General features: G+C 62.4%; 16 protein-coding genes. 14 read left to right on the top strand and 2 right to left on the bottom strand.

The features are described from left to right. The first annotated feature begins 249 nt into the window (after window positions 1-249). The 10 genes from OPIT5_05495 (at window position 250) to OPIT5_05450 (ending at window position 12,147) form a co-directional block, all read left to right on the top strand. On the top strand, window positions 250-1,104 hold the full coding sequence (locus OPIT5_05495) for a transcriptional regulator (GenBank protein AHF89765.1): 855 nt from the start codon (window positions 250-252) through the stop codon (window positions 1,102-1,104). A gap of 64 nt (window positions 1,105-1,168) precedes the next feature. Beyond that, window positions 1,169-2,221: a LacI family transcriptional regulator gene (locus tag OPIT5_05490; GenBank protein AHF89764.1), complete on the top strand. Its 1,053-nt coding sequence runs from the start codon at window positions 1,169-1,171 to the stop codon at window positions 2,219-2,221. A 56-nt stretch (window positions 2,222-2,277) separates the two neighbouring features. Next, window positions 2,278-3,342 carry a phosphoglycerate dehydrogenase gene (locus tag OPIT5_05485; GenBank protein ID AHF89763.1) on the top strand — a complete coding sequence of 355 codons (1,065 nt, stop codon included), beginning with the start codon at window positions 2,278-2,280 and terminating at the stop codon, window positions 3,340-3,342. Window positions 3,343-3,428: 86 nt separating this feature from the next. Further along, window positions 3,429-4,793 carry an autotransporter gene (locus tag OPIT5_05480; protein ID AHF89762.1) on the top strand — a complete coding sequence of 455 codons (1,365 nt, stop codon included), beginning with the start codon at window positions 3,429-3,431 and terminating at the stop codon, window positions 4,791-4,793. 32 nt (window positions 4,794-4,825) lie between these two features. After that, window positions 4,826-5,488, top strand: coding sequence for an N-terminal cleavage protein (locus OPIT5_05475; protein AHF89761.1), 663 nt, complete (start codon window positions 4,826-4,828; stop codon window positions 5,486-5,488). A 42-nt stretch (window positions 5,489-5,530) separates the two neighbouring features. Continuing rightward, window positions 5,531-7,795 (top strand): Heparinase II/III family protein, encoded by a 2,265-nt coding sequence (locus OPIT5_05470; GenBank protein ID AHF89760.1) that lies wholly within the window; start codon window positions 5,531-5,533, stop codon window positions 7,793-7,795. A 536-nt stretch (window positions 7,796-8,331) separates the two neighbouring features. After that, the gene (locus tag OPIT5_05465) at window positions 8,332-8,709 is read left to right on the top strand and encodes a hypothetical protein (GenBank protein AHF89759.1); all 378 of its coding nucleotides are present in this window, start codon (window positions 8,332-8,334) and stop codon (window positions 8,707-8,709) included. Window positions 8,710-8,818: 109 nt separating this feature from the next. Then, window positions 8,819-10,102 (top strand): signal peptidase, encoded by a 1,284-nt coding sequence (locus tag OPIT5_05460; GenBank protein ID AHF89758.1) that lies wholly within the window; start codon window positions 8,819-8,821, stop codon window positions 10,100-10,102. A gap of 267 nt (window positions 10,103-10,369) precedes the next feature. Further along, on the top strand, window positions 10,370-11,536 hold the full coding sequence (locus tag OPIT5_05455; protein AHF89757.1) for a DNA polymerase III subunit gamma/tau: 1,167 nt from the start codon (window positions 10,370-10,372) through the stop codon (window positions 11,534-11,536). A 326-nt stretch (window positions 11,537-11,862) separates the two neighbouring features. Next, window positions 11,863-12,147 carry a hypothetical protein gene (locus tag OPIT5_05450; GenBank protein AHF89756.1) on the top strand — a complete coding sequence of 95 codons (285 nt, stop codon included), beginning with the start codon at window positions 11,863-11,865 and terminating at the stop codon, window positions 12,145-12,147. A 143-nt stretch (window positions 12,148-12,290) separates the two neighbouring features. Here OPIT5_05450 and glyA read toward each other — a convergent pair whose 3' ends face one another. Then, window positions 12,291-13,556: a serine hydroxymethyltransferase gene (gene glyA / locus OPIT5_05445; GenBank protein ID AHF89755.1), complete on the bottom strand. Its 1,266-nt coding sequence runs from the start codon at window positions 13,554-13,556 to the stop codon at window positions 12,291-12,293. Here glyA and OPIT5_05440 point away from each other — a divergent pair. Continuing rightward, window positions 13,555-13,671, top strand: a complete 117-nt coding sequence (locus OPIT5_05440; protein ID AHF94105.1) for a hypothetical protein — start codon at window positions 13,555-13,557, stop codon at window positions 13,669-13,671. The two genes, glyA and OPIT5_05440, sit on opposite strands and share 2 nt — an antisense overlap. A gap of 323 nt (window positions 13,672-13,994) precedes the next feature. Here the strand turns inward: OPIT5_05440 and OPIT5_05435 are convergent, their stop codons facing one another. After that, window positions 13,995-15,158 (bottom strand): transcriptional regulator, encoded by a 1,164-nt coding sequence (locus tag OPIT5_05435; protein ID AHF89754.1) that lies wholly within the window; start codon window positions 15,156-15,158, stop codon window positions 13,995-13,997. A 45-nt stretch (window positions 15,159-15,203) separates the two neighbouring features. Between OPIT5_05435 and OPIT5_05430 the strand changes: the two genes are divergently transcribed. The 3 genes from OPIT5_05430 (at window position 15,204) to OPIT5_05420 (ending at window position 18,624) form a co-directional block, all read left to right on the top strand. Further along, window positions 15,204-16,103, top strand: coding sequence for a nucleotidyltransferase (locus tag OPIT5_05430; GenBank protein AHF89753.1), 900 nt, complete (start codon window positions 15,204-15,206; stop codon window positions 16,101-16,103). 10 nt (window positions 16,104-16,113) lie between these two features. Further along, window positions 16,114-17,262 carry an aminoglycoside phosphotransferase gene (locus OPIT5_05425; protein ID AHF89752.1) on the top strand — a complete coding sequence of 383 codons (1,149 nt, stop codon included), beginning with the start codon at window positions 16,114-16,116 and terminating at the stop codon, window positions 17,260-17,262. A gap of 408 nt (window positions 17,263-17,670) precedes the next feature. Beyond that, window positions 17,671-18,624 carry a Vi polysaccharide biosynthesis protein vipB/tviC gene (locus tag OPIT5_05420; GenBank protein AHF89751.1) on the top strand — a complete coding sequence of 318 codons (954 nt, stop codon included), beginning with the start codon at window positions 17,671-17,673 and terminating at the stop codon, window positions 18,622-18,624. Window positions 18,625-18,648: the final 24 nt, after the last annotated feature.

Raw genomic sequence — 18,648 nt, 5'->3', positions numbered from 1 at the left:
GGCTGATTGGGAAAACAACGAGGAACGCATCTTGCCGGCGTTCCGCGCTTGTGCGATGGGGAGGGTAATACAACGGTTGCATTCGTGCCTCCTCCTCTTCGTCAGATCGCCGCCCGGCTGGGGCTTTCCGCTTCGACGGTTTCCCGTGCCTTGCATCAGGATCCACGGGTGTGTCGTGCAACGACAGAACGGGTACAAGCGGCGTTGAAGCAGGCGGGGTATCAGCTCGATCCGGTGGTTTCGGCGGGCATGTCAAAAATCCGCCAGCGGAGTTTTTATCGGGAGACGCTCGCCTGGTGCGGAGATTGTCCGCGAGAGACGATGCCTTGGCTGTCATCCTTTTTCCGGTCGGTAGAGAATTACGGAGCGCGGCTGGGTTATGCCGTGGAGTATTTTCATTTCAAGCAGGGGACATCGCGGGAGTTGGCGAGGCTGGCTTCCATCTGGCGGGCGCGTGGTATTCGCGGAGTATTACTGGGACCCTTTCGTTCGGGACGAACCGGGCTGGCTTTCCCGTGGGAGGGGTTTGCGTGGGTGTCGATCGGCCATGCGGTGGATACGCCGACACTGCATTCGGTCGGGCGGGATTATGCGACCGACATCAAGACTGCTCTGGATTGGCTGAAGTCGCAGGGCTGCCGGGGTCCCTGTTTCATTCAGGATCCGGAGGTCGCCCATCTTTTCAGACGGCCCATGCTGGAGGCGGCATTGCTGCATTATCACGGAGCAAGCCCACGGCCGCGGGAGCCGTTTTACGAAATCGATCCCAAGCGGCCGGAGGCATTCGGGCGGTGGTTTCGGGCGAACCGGCCCGACGGGGTGATTTTATCCCGGAAGTTGAGCGAGCCTTTGCGCCGGATGACGGCAGCAGTGGATGGGTTGCCGCAGGTCCTGCTTTCATCGACGGAGACTCGCGGCGTCGCGCATTTTACCGCCCGCTATGAGGTGATCGGCCAGGCTGCGGTCAACCTGACGCATCGTTTGCTGATCAACCGGGAGTTTGGCCTGCCGGCCTACAAACAGACGGTGGCGCTGAACTCGGTGCTGTTCACTGGCGAGGAGGATGCTGTCGCTGCTTCGGAATCACTTTCCGGGGCGCCGTGAAATTCCTGTCACTGCGGGATTCCGGTTGCCTCCTGCGTTGAGTACGAATTGTAGGCTTTTCGGCATGAGCACTCCCCGCCGGATTACCCAGAAGGATATTGCCCGGGCGGCCGGGCTGACCATTGCGGCGGTTTCCCTCGCCCTGCGCAACGATCCCAGCATCCCGTCCCGCACCTGCGTCCGTGTCCAAAAGTTGGCCGCCAGACTCGGCTACGCGCCCGATCCGATGCTGGGCGCTCTTTCCCGCTATCGCTTGCGCACCAACCCTGTGGGGTTTCATGGCAATCTGGCTTGGCTGGCATCGACCACCGCCGACTTCGATTGGCGGGAAATCCCGCATTTTGTGGAATACGTAGAGGGAGCCCGCCAGCAGGCAGCCCGGCATGGCTACCATCTGATTATCCTCGATCTGACGGAGACCGAGGGGTCGTGGAAGCGGGTTAGCAATGTCGCTCTGGCCCGTGGCATCCAGGGCTTGCTGCTCTGCCCGCAGCCCAATCCCGATACCAGCATTTCGGAACTGCTCTGGGAGAATTTTTCTGCCGTGACTTTTGGATACAGTCTCAAGAAGCCGGACCTGCACTCGGTCGCCCCCGCCCATTATCAGGCGACTCTGGATACGATGGAAAAACTCCATGCCCTGGGATACCGGCGGATCGGATTCGCAACCATTCGCAGTCACGATCAACGCACCAATCATAACTTTCTCGCGGGTTACCTCGCGGCCCGGACCCTCCTCGGACATCCCGACATTCCGCCTTATTTGGGTGAATGCTGGTGGACCGAGGAAGCTCTGCGCGACTGGATACTGGACAATCGGCTGGAGGCGGTTCTCACCTGCGACGTGCAGTTCAATCGCTGTATTGAGCAATGGGCGCTCGCTGTGCCCCGCCGCCTCGGCGTTGCCTGCCCGATGCTCCCTTCAACCGATAGCGGCCTCAGCGGAGTGCTGGAGGACAACCGGCGCATCGGCGCGGCCGCCGTGGATCTTCTGGTCGCGATGATCCAGCGCAATGAGCGCGGTGTGCCCGAACACCCGCAGCGCCTCCTCATTCGTGGTTCGTGGCATCCGGGCTCCACCCTGCGCAGGAGTGTGCCTCGTTCCCGGGTCACTTAATTTATCAAGTAACGCGGCGGTTGTTGCCCGCGGGTGGCTGGTCGCAAGATGCCGCCATGCCCGCAATCCCCCTTGTCGAAGAGTATTGCTCCCCGCGGTCTTCAGCCCACGCCGAAACCTCGCGTATTCTCTTCGCCCTGGATCACAGCGAATGGGCATGCTTTTTCCCCAATGGAACCGCGGACCTCGCGGCCCACGGACGGGCGGATTATTGCGATGTCGAGATGCTGGCGGGACCCGATGCCTGGCGGGAGCGGGTGCTGCGTATCCGTCCGCGTGTGATTGTCAGTGCATGGCGCACGCCTGCCATCGTCGGGGAGCTCGCCTGTTCCGGGGGAGGGCCGGTGGAGTATGTGTGTCATGTCGCCGGTTCGGTGCGCCATCTGGTGACACGTGCACAGATAGAAGGGGGGCTGCTCGTCAGCAACTGGGGTTCGCTCGTCGCCCCGATTGTGGCGGAACATGCGTTGCTCCTCGTTCTCGCCGGTTTGCGCAATCTGCCTTCGTGGCGTGACGTCCTGGGCTGGCCTGATGACCGCCGCCGGGAACGACTGGCCACCCGCTGCCTGCATGGCAAGCGAGTCGCCATCCATGGTTTCGGAGCCATCGCACGAAAGCTCATCGGCTTGCTGCGTCCGTTCGGCGTATCCATTTACGCTTACTCAGCCGGTGTTCCGGTCTCCTTCATGGAGGAACACGGAGCGCATCCGGTTTCCTCGCTGGAGGAGCTTTGCGCCGGAGCCGATGTATTTGTGACTTGCGAGGCGCTCACTCCCGCGACCCAAGGTGTGATTGGCCCGGATGTCCTGGCCTTGCTGCCGGATGGCGCGGTGTTCGTCAACGTGGGCCGTGGGCGCCTGGTTGACGAGCCAGCTCTCTTGCGAATCGCCCGTGAAAAACGCCTGCGCGTCGCCAGCGACGTATTTGTCAGCGAGCCCGTTTCCCCGGGCTCACCCTTTGTCAGCCTGCCCGAGGCGCTGGTCTCCCCTCATATCGGCGGACCGACCGATGATATGTATCCATTGTGCGGTGACTACGCTCTCGCCAACGTGAACCGCTATCTTGCGGGGCAACCGGTTGAGTCGATGGTGGCCCTCACCGCCTACGACCGCTCCACCTGATCATTCTCTCCCTCCCCACACATACCACCATATCAATTAAGGTAATTATTTCCCCAATACACTCCAACCTGCAACCACCACCCAATATGAAAAAGCACAAACTCCTCCTGCCTCTGCTCCTTGCCGCTTCAACGCTCAACCTCGCGGCCACCACCTACCAATGGGATAATGCCGCCACCTCCTCCAGTTGGGACACCGCCGCCAATTGGTCACCGAACGGCACGCCCGGCGAAGGCGACACCATCGGGACGCCGCTTAAAACGGGTGCCGCACTCGTCAATGGTGAAAAGTCCGTTTACAGCATGGACATCGGCTCCGCATGGACGCTTCGGGGCACTGGCGGGCAGTCGCAACTGACAATCGGCGCTGGCGGTTTGATCAAATCGGGTTCGGGCACGCTGGTTATCCGGAATGACAATGCTCTCGCGACCACCGTCTTCAACGTCACCACCAGTTCCGTCACACTCAACGGCGGTTCCATCGCCTTTGGTTCCAGTCCCAATCCACTCACCTCCCTGTACGTCTCTGGCGTAACGAGCGTGACTTCAAGCAGTGCTACGCTTCCTTTATACGTCCTCAATGCCACGCTGGCGGGCGGCTTGGATAACGCAGGCACCGTTGGGCTGCATGCGGGACCCGATGGCACCGCCACCGCGCTCACCGTTGGCGGCATCACGGGATCAGGAACCGGAGTCATTCGAGTGGCCTCCGCTAGTGCAAACAAGTCGAGCACGCTCAAAATTGCTCTCGGAAGCGGCACCAAAAACTACAACGGAAAAATCGAAAACGGCGGCGCGACGAACTCACTCACCATAGAGAAAACAGGCACAGGCACCCAAATCCTCTCCAACGCCAACACCTACAGCGGCGGCACAACCGTCGAGGAGGGGGCGCTCCTCGTTGCCAACGCCAGCGGCAGCGGAGTCGGCACCGGCGAAGTTGCGGTGAAAAACAGCGGCACGTTTGGCGGCACCGGAATCGTCGCCCTTGCGGCGGGCAACGCGATCATCGTCGATTCCGGCGGAACCCTGATTGGCGGGGACGGAGAGACGCTTAACAGCGTCCTCACCATCGCCAACGACGTTACCTTCCAGAGCGGCTCCACGATCCGGCTGGCCTTGGGCGCTGGCGGCGCTCACTCCTCTATCGCTCGCACCGGCGGCATCTGGAGCTTTGCCAGCGACCAGTCCATCTTCTTCGACAACATCAGCGAAGGGGCCCAAGCCGGAGTTGTTTATTCCGGCATCATCACCGGCCTTGCCTCCGATCCCGGAGTCGACGGATGGACGATTGCCAACGCTGGCTGGACGGGCATGTTTTCCTATGACAACGGTTCGGTCAGCGTCGTGTTGAACTCCGTCATTCCCGAACCTGCCTCCGTCGCCTCCGTTCTCGCTATCGTGGCTGCGCTTGCCGCTTGTTGCGTTTGCCGCCGTCGTTCCACCCGTTAAGCAATTCAAATCCTCCCCCCGCCCCTCGCGTTATGAACCGCCCCACCTTACGCTCCGTTCGCGCTTTCACGTTGATCGAACTGCTGACCGTTGTTGCCATCATTGGCGTCCTCAGTGCCATCCTTCTGGTGACGCTGGGCAAGGCGCGCTCCATGGCGGAGCGCACCTCCACGATCGCCAGTCTTCGCTCCGTCGGGCTTGCCATCGCCGCCTATGTCAACGACGACCGCCAAGGTCGCCTTCCCGGAAATCTCAATATCGGCCAGATGCCGGGTTACTCCACTAATAACAGACGATATCTCGGCTATTTTCTCTGGCCTTATTTGAGTGATCCCGAGCCGACCGCCACGACCTACGTGTCTCCTGCTCTTAAGAATCGGGCCTACGAGCGCCAACGCGTGTCGGAAGGCATGGGCATCGACACATTTGTTTACATGGTTTGCACACAAATCGGTTCTTCGGCCAAAGGGAATCTGCTCGCAAATCCCTTTGGCAACGGCAGCGAAGAAAACAAACCACCTTACCCGATTTCGTTCGTGAAGCTTGCCGAATACAGTCCGAGCAAAGAATGGGCCATCCGGGACGTCGACAGAAAGATTCGGAGTGGCTCTAACTACCTGCCCGAACCACCGCTCGGCAACGTCCGCATGCATCTCTACTTCGACTGGCACGTCGCCCCCGTGAAGGTGGAGTAATTCCGTCACGTCCCCCCCTCCGCCTCGATTTTTCGATTCATCATGTCCTCCATCTCATTGTATCCATTGATCATGACAGCAGGAGCTTTTCTGGCCGCGCTTCCCGTTTCCGGGGCTCCTTCCGCCAAGGAAAATCTCGCCGCTCTCCACATCGGCGATTTCGCCCTGGCACCCTCAAAAGTCGGCGTTCATCCGCGCCTCTTCACGGACGCGGCCGAAATCGAAGCCGCCCGAAAACAGCATCGCGACGACCCGAAATTCTTTGCCCGCTTCCTGCCCAAACCGCCTTTCGGTCGCGTGCTCCTGGATACCGCCTCCCTGCCGCGCCAACAACAGATTATTTTTGACCTCTGCCACGTTGCCGCTGCCTGGCGCGTCACCGGTGACGAGGCCCTCCGCAAACACCTGCTGCAAGACTGGCAACCCGCGCTCGAAGGCTACCAGATCATCGTCACCAAAAACCTCGGCGGCGGCCAGGGACTCACCGCCGGACACATCCTCTTCGGACTCTCCTTCGCCTACGACACCCTGCACGGCGCCTTCGATCCCGGCTTCGAGGCGCTCCTTCGCAAAACCCTTATCGCCCAGGCCGCGCAACTTCACGCGGACCTCGTCTGGCGCAAGAGCTTCGCCTACGAACAAAACCATCTCATCATCCCCGTTTGCGGCCTCGCCATCGCCTCGCTTGCCATCGTGGATGAACATCCGGCCGCGCGCGAATGGGGAATTTTTTCAACGAATCTCACCCATCGCTGCCTCGCCGCCATCGCTCACGACGGCTGGTTTTTCGAGGGGCCTTCCTACTGGAGCTACACCATGCAGTTCCCCGCCGCCTATGCCCTTGCCCTGAAGGGTTCCACCGGACGCGATCTTTTTGCCGAGCCGCCCTTTCGCGACGCGGGGTTGTTCCTGGCCCACATGTTTCTTCCCCATCCACGCTTCGTTTTTGATTTCGGCGACTGGGGGCCCCGCGTCAACGGCGACGGCGTCACTGCCCAGAAAGGCTACGAACTCCCGTGGCACACCCTCACCAGCGGCGTGAAACATTTCCCCGCCATGGCGATCTTGCAGAGCACACAAGACCCGTTGCTTGCCGCCTTTATCGCCCGCCAGAAAAAGGCGCGCGCCGACATCAACATCCCCATTGACTCCGCCTTCAGCCTGCTCTGGCAGGAAAAACCCTTCCCGGACGACGCCGAGCAGGGTTATGCCACGCGCCCGCCGTATCATTATTTTCCCGACATGGATATCATCCACTGGCGCAACGACTGGTTCGATCCCGATGCCACTGCCATCGCGTTCAAATCCGGTCCTCCTGCCGGTCATCGGGTGGGAGAACTGCTTCCCGGCCACCCCGAGTGGAAACCATCCCTCGGCCACGCGCATCCCGATGCCGGCTCCTTCATCCTTTTTGCCAAGGGAGTCTTTCTCGCCAACGACACCGGCTACACCGGGAAGAAAGAAACCGCCGATCACAACTCCCTCCTCATCGACGGCGTCGGCCAGGCGCGCGGCGGCACGGCGTGGGGCACCTTCCCGATCGAGCGGTATCCGAAATACAACAAGATCCACCTTCGCGACACCTGGCTCACTCCGCGTGTGGCCGCCGCCACGGCGGTCTTCGCCGATGCCTACGATGTGCCGGATTTCGCGATGGAGCGTGTCAACCGCCATCTCATGCTTATCCAAGGTCGCTTTCTGGTGATTCTCGACGACCTGCGTTCCGCCAAGCCGCATACGTATCAATTCCGGCTGCACGGAGACCGCGAGCCGGTCGCCCTGGATGAACACCGGGTGCTCTTCCGGAATGGTCCCGCGCAACTCGTCCTCCACTCGCTGGGGACCGTCGCCAGGCGGTCCATCGCCCCCACCATTGTCGAGACGGAACTCTACCCGCAAAAACCATCGCGTCCGCAGCGGCGCGGTTTTCACGTCGCCCTTGATTCCCCCAAAGTGGAAAACCATTTCTTCGTCACCGCTGCGTGCATACAGGCAGGCGACGAGTCGCCCGATGCTTTCACCGCCGTGTTGGAAGCTCCCGGTCGTCTCCGGCTTTCCGACGGGAAACAAACTTGCATGGTCTGGCTCGGAGACTCGGCCGGACTCGAAGGAAGCTTCGCTTATGCGCTGCTGGATTCCGATGGCGCGCCCTCCACGGTCGGCCTGAACGGCAAAACCCTGTCCACCGACTTCCTGTCCCTCCAACTGGAGACTCCAGGTGCGGCCGAGTTCATCCGAAGCCCGTCCGGTTCATGGCAGCCGGCTTCGAAGGAGCAAACCGCTGGCGTCGTCAGGAACCAAAAATAACGAACCGGGAAGGAGCCTGCAGCATAAGGAGCGGCAGAGCCCAACCGAAGAGAGAGACCGCTAAAGGTCGCTAACGGACGCTAAACCGGATTTTTTCCGATTGTCCGGTCTTTAGCGTCCGTTAGCGACCTTTAGCGGTTTATTCAAAATGATCCTGTTCCATAGGGAAGTAATTAACTGGATTGAAGGTGATTGGGGCATGAGGGGAGTTTTGTGGAGTCGTTCTGGCCGCGGTGTTCTCTGTGCCGGAGCCCTGTGTTCCCGGTGACCTTTCCGGCGGTCTCTGGAATTTTCTGCCTGAAAGCAAAACCTCTCTCCGTTGGTTTCCGCGAATTTCAGCATTCCCGTGTGCAATTTCAGGGAAAATCATGTGGCGCATCGGCGGTTCCCTGTTTTCATCCAAGTCCTCAAAAACCAGATGAACCACGGATCGCACGGATTAACACAGATAAGAATCTGTCCCGCAGACCCTTCCATCTGCACAATCTTTCATCCGTGGTCAAAGGCATCTCCGAATGCCACCAGATTATCCAACCATGAGTACCGGCAGCCTGATCCATTCTGAAATCAGCAAAGCCATTATAGGATCGGCGATGACGGTACTGAATACGCTTAAACCTGGGCTGAGTGAAAAAGCCTATGAAAACGCGCTCGTTATCGAATTACGTAAACGCGGCCACCAGGTGAATCAGCAAAAACGCCACGATGTTTTTTATGATGGGATTCTCATCGATACGCTCATTCCCGACATGATCGTCGATGAACTTGTCATTGCAGATCCCAAGGTGAAAGATGATTTCACCCCGACAGATCAAGCGCAGGTGATCGGCTATCTCGCCATCAGTGGCCTCAAGCTGGCGTTGCTCCTCAATTTCAAACACGCAGACCTGCAATGGAAACGTGTTGTTCGCTAACCGATCATGTTTGTTCTTTATCCGTGAAAATCCGTGACATCCGTGGTTAAAGAAGCACGCCTTTAACCTTCCGCCTTCCCACACCTTCCGTCCTTCCAACGACCCATCCATGTTCAGCCTGTTCCTTTCCGAAGAAAAAAAGATGCGCAAGCACGCCGCCAACTGGCTCGAGCTGGCGGACAAGATCTACCACTACCGGCGCGATATCCTCGAAACCCCCGTCCTCGCCGACCTCCAGGCCAAGGCCGCCGCCTTGCGCGACGCCCTGAAAAAACGCGTCGACGCCGCCAGGCTCAAGGTCGCGATCGAGGCCCTCGAACCCGTGCTCAAGCGCGCCGGCGGCACCCATTACCCCAAGTCCGGCCTCGTCGAGAACGTCGAGTTCTTCCTCGTCGCCGCGATCGTCATCCTCGGCATCCGCACCTACATCGTGCAGCCTTTCAAGATCCCGACCAATTCCATGTGGCCGAGCTACTACGGGATGACCGGCCAGGTGTACGCCTCGCCCGCCGACGAGCCCGGCCCGGTCGGCAAGTTTGCCAACCTCGTCCTCACCGGCTCGCGCCCGCGCCGGATCGACGCTCCGGCCTCGGGCGAAGTCCTCGTCCCGCTCGCCATGAACGGCCAGCCCGAGTCGCGCGCGGTCAGTGGCCGCAACTGGCTCGTCTTCCCGGCGCAAAATCGCGAATACGCCCTCCTCGTCGGCGGCGAACGCCTGACGCCCGCCACCGTCACCGTGCCTGGCGATTTCGATTTCAGCCAGGTGATCCGCGACGCCTTTTTCCCGGATGACCACCGCCTCCTGCGCGAAATTCTCAACGACCCGGCGCAGGCCGGCAAAGTCGTGAAACTCTCCAACGGCCAGCTCGCTCTCCGCACCGGCAAGACCGTCCGGGCCGGCCAGCGTCTGCTCTCGTTCGACATCCTCACCGGCGACCAGCTTTTCGTGGATCGCGTCAGTTACCACTTCGTCCGCCCGGGGGTGGGCGACGGTTTTGTTTTCCGGACCGATCACCTCGCCGAGCTCCATTCCTACCAGGCGCCCGGCACGCCGACCGACCAGTACTACATCAAGCGGCTCGTCGGCCTTCCTGGCGACAAGCTGGAGATCCGCGACCACACGCTTTACCGCAACGGCGCTCCGATCACCGGTTCACCGGCCTTCGACAAAAATGCCCGCCAGGCCGAGGACTATCCCGGTTATCGCAACGAAAAATACTTCGGCGTCGGCCAGACGTTCACCGTCGAACCCGACCGCTACATGGCCATGGGTGACAACTCCGCCAACAGCCTCGATGGCCGTTACTGGGGCACGGTTCCGGCCAAGGATATCGTCGGCCGTCCGCTGATGATCTATTACCCCTTCACGAAACGCTGGGGCCCCGCGCCGTAAGCGGCTGATCAAGAATCAAGGGAACTTCTGAAAATTGAACAGAAGGCAACGAAGAGAACGAAGAACAACCAGGGACGCTTACCGTTCACTCCTGTTTAACTCTCTTATAGTAAATAACTTCTCGTCTGAAGTCTTCTTTGTTTTTATCTTCGTTACCTTTGTTTCCTTCTGTTCAAAAATGAATTTCCGGATGCTCCCTTACTTCTTCACCCCTCGCCAGGGTGCTTGGGCTTGCACCGCGCCGCCGGCTCCCTGAAAAACGACCCTGTGTCGAACAACGGTTATCAGGTTATCGCCCGCAAATGGCGCCCCCAGACATTTGACGACGTCGTCGGACAAGACCATGTCGTGCGCACGCTGAAGAACGCCATCGCGCGCAACCGCATCGCGCACGCCTACCTCTTCGTCGGCCCGCGCGGCACGGGCAAGACCTCCACCGCCCGCATCTTCGCCAAGGCCCTCAATTGCACCGGTGGTCCCAAAGCCGACTTCGACCCGGCCGATCCCGCCGTCAAGTCCATCACCGACGGCACCTCCATGGATGTCATCGAAATCGACGGCGCTTCCAACAACTCCGTCGACCAGATCCGCGACCTCCGCGACGACGTCCGCTACGCGCCCACCCAGGGCAAGTTCAAGATCTACATCATCGACGAGGTGCACATGCTCTCGACGGCCGCGTTCAACGCGCTGCTCAAGACACTCGAAGAGCCGCCCGAGCACGTGAAATTCGTGTTCGCCACCACCGACGTCCAGAAGGTCCTCCCGACGATCCTCTCGCGCTGCCAGCGTTTCGACCTGAAGCCGATCCCCGACGAACTCATCATCAAGCGCCTCGCGCAGATCGGCGCCGAAGAAAAAATCAGCGCCACGCCCGAAGCCCTTGCCTGCATCGCCCGCATGGCCGACGGCGGCATGCGCGACGCGCAGTCGATCTTCGACCAGATGATTTCCTTCTGCGGCGCGGAAATCGGCGAGGCCGACGTCCTCGATGTGTACGGCCTCGTTTCCGCCGAGCAGATCGCCGCGCTCGCCGGCGCCATCGCCGCCGGCAACCACCAGGAGCTCGTCCGCATTGTCGAGGATTGCGACGCCAACGGCCGCGACCTCGTCCGCCTCCTGCATGATCTTCAGGGCGAAATCCGCCAGGCGCTGCTCGATGCCATCGCCAACAACGGCCGCACCACGCGGCTCGGCAACGTTCCCATGACGACCGAGCAGGTCACGCGCCTGCTCGATGCCCTGCGCGAAGGCGAGGGCAGCGTGAAACTCGGCCTCTCCGACAAGATCAATTTCGAGGTCACGCTCCTCAAGGCCGTCGAATCCAGCCGCAGCCGCGCCATCGATTCGCTGATCCGGGAACTCGCCGCGCTCGCCGAAGCCGCGCCGGACCCCGCAGGCGCCGCCGCCGGCGACGAAAAAAAAAAGCCCTGATCACGCAGCTTGAGGGGCGGCTCCTCGCGGCCCTCGCCGATGGCGCCGCCACGGCCGAAGCCGCCAGCCAGGCCTTCGCGCTCGTCGCCGCCGCCAACGCCCGCCACGACTCCGCCGCCGCCGCCGGCGAAAAACGCGCCCTCCGCTTTGTCGACAAAGCCCCCGCCGGTGCGGCCGGAGTTGCCTCGTCCGCGAGCGGCAACGGCGTCAACAGCGACAGCGATGCCGAAGGCTATGACGAGGATGCCGCGTTCGCCGCGTCGGCGTTCGCCGGTTCCGGTCATGACTCCGGTTCTGTCACCGATGACATCGGCGGCGCGATGCCCATGCCTGCCTCCGACGACGACGGCGCTCCGCTGCCCGATGCCGCGGCCGAGGCGGCGATGCTCTCCGAACTGCGTTCGCGCGGCGAAACCGCCACCGGCGTCTCTGCCCGCGACCTTGCCCGCCGCGAGGAGGCCGCGGACCCGCGCACCCTGCCGCCGCTCGATGACCTCGTCGCCCGCGTCCCTGCGCCCGTGCGCGAGAAACTGGACGAACTTTTCCGGGCCCGTTTCGTGACCGTCAAAAAAATGCCGCCCGGCGTGTTCAAGGCTCCGCCGCTGAACTGATCCGGCGACAGGCCGTCCCGGCGAGGGGAACCGGCCTGGCATGATTCCGGTGTGGCACGAGCATCCTGCCCGTGTTGCGGAAGGCGGCGTGGAACGCCGTCCACGGCCAGGATGGCCGTGCCCCTTTTATCGCCACACGCGGATCAGAGCGTGTACGGCAGCGGGTACTTCGCGGTGAGCCTGGCGATGCGGGCTTTCGCGTCGTCGATGGCGGCGGCCTGGCCGTCGGTGTCGATGGCTTTCAGGACCGTGTCGATGGCCGCGGCGATTTCATCCATGTCGGCTTCGCCGAGTCCGCGCGTGGTCACGGCCGCGCCGCCGATGCGGATGCCGGACGCCTGGAAGGGCGAGCGCGTCTCGAAAGGCACGGTGTTTTTGTTGAGCGTGATGTGCGCGAGATCGAGCGTCTCCTGCGCCTTTTTGGCGGTGAGTTCGGGCAGGTTGTGCCGGAGGTCGAGGAGGAACAGGTGATTGTCGGTGCCGCCGGAAACGATCTTGTAGCCGCGTTTCGCGAAGGCGGCGGCGAGCGCCTGCGTGTTTTTCACGAGTTGCTGCGTGTAGGTCTTGAACTCGGGTTTCAGCGCCTCGGCGAAGCACACCGCCTTGGCGGCGATGACGTGCATGAGAGGGCCGCCCTGGCCGCCGGGGAACACGGCGGAGTCGATGGCCTTGGCGTGCGCGGCCTTGCAGAGGATGAGGCCGCCCCGCGGTCCGCGCAGGGTCTTGTGCGTGGTGGTCGTCACGAAGTCGGCATGGGCGACGGGCGACGGATGGACGCCGGTGGCGACGAGACCGGCGATGTGCGCGATGTCGGCAAACAGGTACGCGCCGACGGAGCGGGCGATCTCGCCCATGCGGGCGAAGTCGATGATGCGCGAGTAGGCGCTGGCGCCGACGGTGATCATCTTCGGCTGCTCGCGGGCGGCGATGGCGGCGAGCTCGTCGTAGTCGATGAGGCCGGTGTCCTCGCGGACGCCGTACTGGACGAAATTGTAGAGCTTGCCGGAGAAGTTGGCCGGGTTGCCGTGCGTGAGGTGTCCGCCGTGGCTGAGGTTCATGCCGAGGATCTTGTCGCCGGGCTGGAGGACGGCGGTGTAGACGGCGAAGTTGGCCTGCGAACCGGAGTGCGGCTGCACGTTGGCGTGCTCGGCACCGAAGAGTTTTTTGGCGCGGTCGATGGCGAGCTGCTCGACCTTGTCCACGAACTCGCAGCCGCCGTACCAGCGTTTTCCGGGATAACCCTCGGCGTACTTGTTGGTGAGCACGCTGCCCTGGGCCTCCATGACGGCCGGGCAGGTGAAATTTTCCGAGGCGATGAGCTCGATGTGGCTTTGCTGGCGGGCAAACTCGGCCGAGATGGCCGAATGGATTTCCGGATCGAGTGTCTTGAGCGGCGAGGCGTTGAGCATGGTGATGGAAAAACGAAAGGCCCACGCTCGCGAAAGGGCAGGGGAGGGGCAACGGGAATTTTCGGTCCTGCACCCGGGTATTACCTTTGGGGAGGTTCTGAAAATTCGTTTTTGAACGGAAGGAAACGAAGGCAACGAAGATGAAACAAAGAGGATTTTTAAATTAAAAGTTATTTATTGTAAGCAGGTTGTATAAAAATGAATGATGAATGTCCTTGGTTGTTCTTCGTTCCCTTTGTTGCCTTCTGTTCAATTTCTGGAGATTCCTTTTTGTGATTGTTCTCCGGTTCCGGAACGGGAGGAAGGGCCACAAGAAACACACAATTTCCTTCTGCCCGGCGCGAATCTCCCGTGCGCTCATAAGCGCGATGGAGGGTTTCATGCGCGGCGTGTTCCTTGGTGTTTTTTGTGGCTATTGAAGGGCTTGGAATTTTCGCGTTACGTCGTGCCGCCGAGCGTGAGCACCGGGGGGAAAACGACGCTGCGCGGCTCCGGTTCGCCGAGCAGGGAGACCGCCGCCCGGCCCATGGCGCGAAAATCGAAGCCGAGGCAGCTCAGGCCGGCGGCCTTGCCGACATCGGTGCCCATGACGGAAAGCACGCCGACTGCCTCCGGGCAGGCGCGCCCCGCCGCGACCGCGAGCGCGTGCAGGCTCGCCGCCACATGGTCCTCGGGGACAATCAGCGCTGTGCGTTTTTTCTTCGGCAGCGCGGCGACGAGCGCGGCCTGTTCCTCCGGCGTGCGGGCGTGGACCCGGGGGGCGAGCCGTTCCTCGCAACCGAGCGCGCGCGCCTCCTTTTCCAGCGCGCCGAAAAACTCGTCCACCGCCGGGTCGCCGTCGAAGGGCGACACCGGCACGATCCGGTCGAAACCGCGCCCCGACAGGTGCGCGAGCGCCTGCGTGGCCGCCGCTCCGAAATCGGCGCGCACGTTGGAGAGCGCCACGCCCGCCGGCGCCTGGCGGAAGAGAAGCACGCCGGGCGCGAGCCGGGCGGCGGCGCGTTTCAGGACGGCGTCCGCCCAGAGGTGATCGAGCACGAAGCCGCCCGCATCGGCGCCGTGCCGTTCCAGAAAACCGTCGAGCAGCAACCGCTGCGCCGCCGCTCCCGCGAAGACCGGCGGTTTTGCCGGATCGGGATGGTTGACGAGCACGTCGTCGTGCCAGAGCAGCATCGCCCGCCGCGCCTCGCCCGAACCCGCGCTGATGCCTTCGAGCAATTCGCGGTAGAGCGCGCTGCACAGCTCCAGCCGCCGGATCAGGCACGCCACCGGGCGCGGACGGTCGAGCAGCAGCTGCGCGGCGACCTTGTAGAAACGGCCGCTGCTGTGCTGCCAGACCTGCCCCTCCTGCGCCAGCCGCTGGAGCAGGCGAAAGGCGGTGGCCGCGGAGAGACCGAATTTTTTCGCCAGCTCGCGCGTGGTCGGCAACGGCTGGTCCACGGGCCATGTTTCGCTCTCCATGCAGGCGCGCACATGCGTTTCGAGACGCTGACGGGATTTCGATTTTTGAGCGGGAGCCGGCATCGGATTGGAAAAGCGGGAGGCGGACAGGCCGCCGAAGAACGTGAAACAGCCAACAGGTCTGTTGCGAATATGCAACATGATTTTTTGTTGCAAACAAGGTCTCCATATGTTTCCAATGCGTCCATGCAACTCACTCTCCTCGTTCTGGCCGCGGGCATGGGTTCCCGTTACGGCGGGCTCAAGCAGGTCGATCCCATGGGGCCGGCCGGCGAAACGGTGCTCGATTATTCGGTGTACGACGCGATTCGCGCGGGCTTCGACCGCGTGCTGTTCGTCATCCGGCGCGATTTCGAGGAGGCGTTTCGCGCATCGGTCGGCGCGCGTTTTGCCGGAAGCATCCGGGTGGACTACGTGTTTCAGTCGCTCGACGCGTTGCCCGCCGGCCACACGGTTCCCGCCGGCAGGACCAAACCCTGGGGCACCGGTCACGCGGTGTGGTGCGCGCGCGAGGCGCTGGGGGACGACGCATTTGCGGTGGTCAACGCCGACGATTTTTACGGCGCCGACTCGTTCGCCCGTCTCGCCGCCTTCCTGCGGGCCGCCGGGGCGGCGACGGCGACACCGCCCGAATACGCGATGGTGGGTTTTTCCCTGGCCAACACGCTGTCCGAGCACGGCGCCGTCTCGCGCGGTGTTTGCGAGGTGGATACACACGGGCTGCTTGCCGGGATCGAGGAGCACACCGGCATTCTGGCGGCCGAGGTCGGCCCGGGGGCGGATGCGAAGTACAGGCCCGCGACCATCGTGTCGATGAACTGCTGGGGTTTCACGCCGGCCTTCCTGCCGCAACTCGACGCGTGCTGGCGAACGTTTCTCCAAAAACACGGTGGCGACGAAAAAACCGAGTTTTATCTGCCTTTCGCCGTCAACGACCTGCTCCGCGCCGGCTCCGCCCGCGTGCGGGTGCTGCCGACCGGGAGCCAGTGGTTCGGCGTCACTTACCGCGAGGACAAACCCCGCGTGCAGGCCTCCATCGCCGCGCTCGTCGCCGCGGACGATTACCCGTCGCCGCTGTGGCACTGAGGAAATCACCATGTCCGCTACCACCCTCCCGCCGCTTTCCGGATTCGCGACCCTCGGTCACCGCTTCGCACTTTATGGAGAAGTGGTGGCCGCCGTCCCGTACGGATCGGGTCACATCAACGACACGTTTGCCGTGACCGTTTCGCAGGCCGGCGCGCCGGTCCGCTACATCTGGCAGCGGATCAACCACCGCATCTTCACCGACGTCCCGGCGCTGATGGACAACATCACGCGCGTCACCACCCACCAGCAGGCGCGCCTGGCCGCCGGCGGCGCGGCCGACGCCTCGCGTCGCGCGCTCACGGTCGTCCCCGGACGCGACGGCCGGCCGTATGTGCGCGACGACTACGGAGCCTGGTGGCGCGCCTACCTGTTCATCGAAAACGCGCTCACTTACGACAAGATCGAAACGCCCGCCCAGGCGCGCACCGCCGCCTGCGCGTTCGGGGAATTCCAGCGCCTGCTCGCCGATCTGCCTGGCGGGCGTCTGCGCGAGACGATCCCCGGGTTTCACGACACGCCCCGCCGCTACGCCGCGCTGGAAGCCGCCATCGCCGCCGACACCGCCGGGCGCGCCGCTTCGGTCGCGGAAGAAATCGCCTTTGCCCGCAGCCGCGAACCGCTCTCGCGCCGCCTCACCGACCTGCTCGCCGCCGGCCTCGTGCCGGAGCGCGTCACGCACAACGACACCAAGCTCAACAACGTCATGCTCGACAACGCCACCGGCGAGGGCGTCTGTGTGATCGATCTGGATACGGTCATGCCCGGCCTTTCGCTCTACGATTTCGGCGACATGGTGCGCACCGCGACCAACGCCGCCCTGGAAGACGAGACGGATCTCGCGCTCGTGGTCGCCCGCCCGGAAATTTTTGTCGCGCTCGCCGAAGGTTTTCTCGCCGGAGCCGGCGCGGCGCTCAACGACACCGAACGCGCCCACCTCGTGACCGGCGGCCAGGTCATGACGTACGAGGTCGGCATCCGTTTCCTCACGGACTACCTGCAAGGCGACGTCTATTTCAAAACGAAACGCCCGCATCACAACCTCGACCGCGCCCGCAACCAGTTCGCTCTCCTGCGCAGCCTCGAGGCGCAGGCCGATGCGTTCCGGCAGATCATCGGGGAAACGTGGGGAAAGCTGAAGGAGCCCTCTGATAATTGAACAGAAGATAACGAAGGGAACAAAGATATTCCGGTTCTCGTAACCCATCCCGGATCCGTGGTTTTTTCCAAAACAGAAAATATTTCTTTCGCTTAACCTCCCTGCCAGCCTCCAGCGAATCTTCGTTCCCTTCGTTATCTTCTGTTCAATTTTTAAATTCCTTTATCACACGTTGATCCCGGCATTCCCGCGCCCCGCGGGCAATCAGGCTTCTGTTCAAAAACATTTTTTTAAAATCTCTTTAAAGCATTTTTTTAAAAATTGTAGCCGTACAGGATCCTGAAAACAGAACCACGGATATCACGGATGCACACGGATAAGGAGGAAGCGGCAAGGCATGGTTTGAATCCGTGATAATCCGCGAAATCCGTGGTTAAAAAACGACTACAGTTTTATTTGAACCGCTCTATGTCATCCATCTCTCCCCGCCTTCGCAAAGCCCTCGTCACCGGCGGCGCCGGTTTTATCGGCGGGCACCTCGTCCGCACGCTGCTCGAAGCCGGCACGGAAGTCGTGGTGCTCGACAATTTCCGCACCGGCAGTCCGGACAACCTCGCCGGTTTGCCCGCACCCGGTGTGCGGCTGGTGCGCGGCTGCATCACCGACCGGGCGACGGTACGCGACGCGGTGCAGGGCTGCGACGCCGTGTTTCACCTCGCCGCGCTCGTCAGCGTGCCCGAGTCGATGGAGCGTATCCACGAATGCGTGACGCTCAACGTCACCGGCCTGCTCACGGTCCTGGAGGAGGCGGCCGCCGCCGGCGCGCGCAAGCTCGTGCTTTCCAGCTCCGCCGCGATTTACGGCGACGATCCCGAAGTGCCCAAGCGCGAGGACATGCGCCCGGCCCCGAAAAGCCCCTACGCGATCACCAAGCTCGACGGCGAATATTACTGCGCGCTCTTCGCCGCCGCCGGCCGCATCGAGACGGCGAGCCTGCGGTATTTCAACGTCTTCGGTCCGCGCCAGAACCCGAACAGCGCCTACGCGGCGGCCGTGCCGATCTTCATCCGCCGCGCGCTCGCCGGCCAGCCGGTGGCGATCCACGGTGACGGCGGCCAGACGCGCGATTTCGTTTACGTGCGCGACGTGGTGGCGGCCAATCTCTTCGCTGCCCGGACGGCGGGGCTGACGGGCGTTTTTAATGTCGGTTACGGCGGCAGCCTGACGATTCTGGAACTGGCGCAGCGCATCATTGCGCAGACCGGCAGCGCCAGCCGCATCGTCCACGAAGCGCCCCGGCCCGGCGACGTCCGGCATTCGCGGGCCTCCGCCGAAAAGCTCCTCGCCGCCGGCTGGACGCCGGGCTACGATCTCGACCGTGGTCTGGCCGAGACGCTGGCGTGGTACCGGGAACAGCACTAGCGCGTCGAAGCAGGCCGGCGTATA

This window comes from Opitutaceae bacterium TAV5, from assembly GCA_000242935.3.
GTDB lineage: Bacteria > Verrucomicrobiota > Verrucomicrobiia > Opitutales > Opitutaceae > Geminisphaera.
The sequence above is the reverse complement of the archived record's forward strand: the minus strand, read 5'-3'. Positions and strand labels throughout refer to the sequence as shown.

What these genes read in the sequence shown, in the direction of transcription:
- OPIT5_05425 (AHF89752.1), top strand. Translation starts at nt 16,114, where the DNA reads ATGTCCGCTACCACCCTCCCGCCGCTTTCCGGATTCGCGACCCTCGGT.
- OPIT5_05435 (AHF89754.1), bottom strand. Translation starts at nt 15,158, where the DNA reads ATGTTGCATATTCGCAACAGACCTGTTGGCTGTTTCACGTTCTTCGGC.
- OPIT5_05495 (AHF89765.1), top strand. Translation starts at nt 250, where the DNA reads ATGTCAAAAATCCGCCAGCGGAGTTTTTATCGGGAGACGCTCGCCTGG.
- glyA (AHF89755.1), bottom strand. Translation starts at nt 13,556, where the DNA reads ATGCTCAACGCCTCGCCGCTCAAGACACTCGATCCGGAAATCCATTCG.
- OPIT5_05470 (AHF89760.1), top strand. Translation starts at nt 5,531, where the DNA reads ATGTCCTCCATCTCATTGTATCCATTGATCATGACAGCAGGAGCTTTT.
- OPIT5_05460 (AHF89758.1), top strand. Translation starts at nt 8,819, where the DNA reads ATGTTCAGCCTGTTCCTTTCCGAAGAAAAAAAGATGCGCAAGCACGCC.
- OPIT5_05430 (AHF89753.1), top strand. Translation starts at nt 15,204, where the DNA reads ATGCAACTCACTCTCCTCGTTCTGGCCGCGGGCATGGGTTCCCGTTAC.
- OPIT5_05420 (AHF89751.1), top strand. Translation starts at nt 17,671, where the DNA reads ATGTCATCCATCTCTCCCCGCCTTCGCAAAGCCCTCGTCACCGGCGGC.
- OPIT5_05440 (AHF94105.1), top strand. Translation starts at nt 13,555, where the DNA reads ATGGTGATGGAAAAACGAAAGGCCCACGCTCGCGAAAGGGCAGGGGAG.
- OPIT5_05480 (AHF89762.1), top strand. Translation starts at nt 3,429, where the DNA reads ATGAAAAAGCACAAACTCCTCCTGCCTCTGCTCCTTGCCGCTTCAACG.
- OPIT5_05450 (AHF89756.1), top strand. Translation starts at nt 11,863, where the DNA reads ATGCCTGCCTCCGACGACGACGGCGCTCCGCTGCCCGATGCCGCGGCC.
- OPIT5_05475 (AHF89761.1), top strand. Translation starts at nt 4,826, where the DNA reads ATGAACCGCCCCACCTTACGCTCCGTTCGCGCTTTCACGTTGATCGAA.
- OPIT5_05465 (AHF89759.1), top strand. Translation starts at nt 8,332, where the DNA reads ATGAGTACCGGCAGCCTGATCCATTCTGAAATCAGCAAAGCCATTATA.
- OPIT5_05485 (AHF89763.1), top strand. Translation starts at nt 2,278, where the DNA reads ATGCCCGCAATCCCCCTTGTCGAAGAGTATTGCTCCCCGCGGTCTTCA.
- OPIT5_05490 (AHF89764.1), top strand. Translation starts at nt 1,169, where the DNA reads ATGAGCACTCCCCGCCGGATTACCCAGAAGGATATTGCCCGGGCGGCC.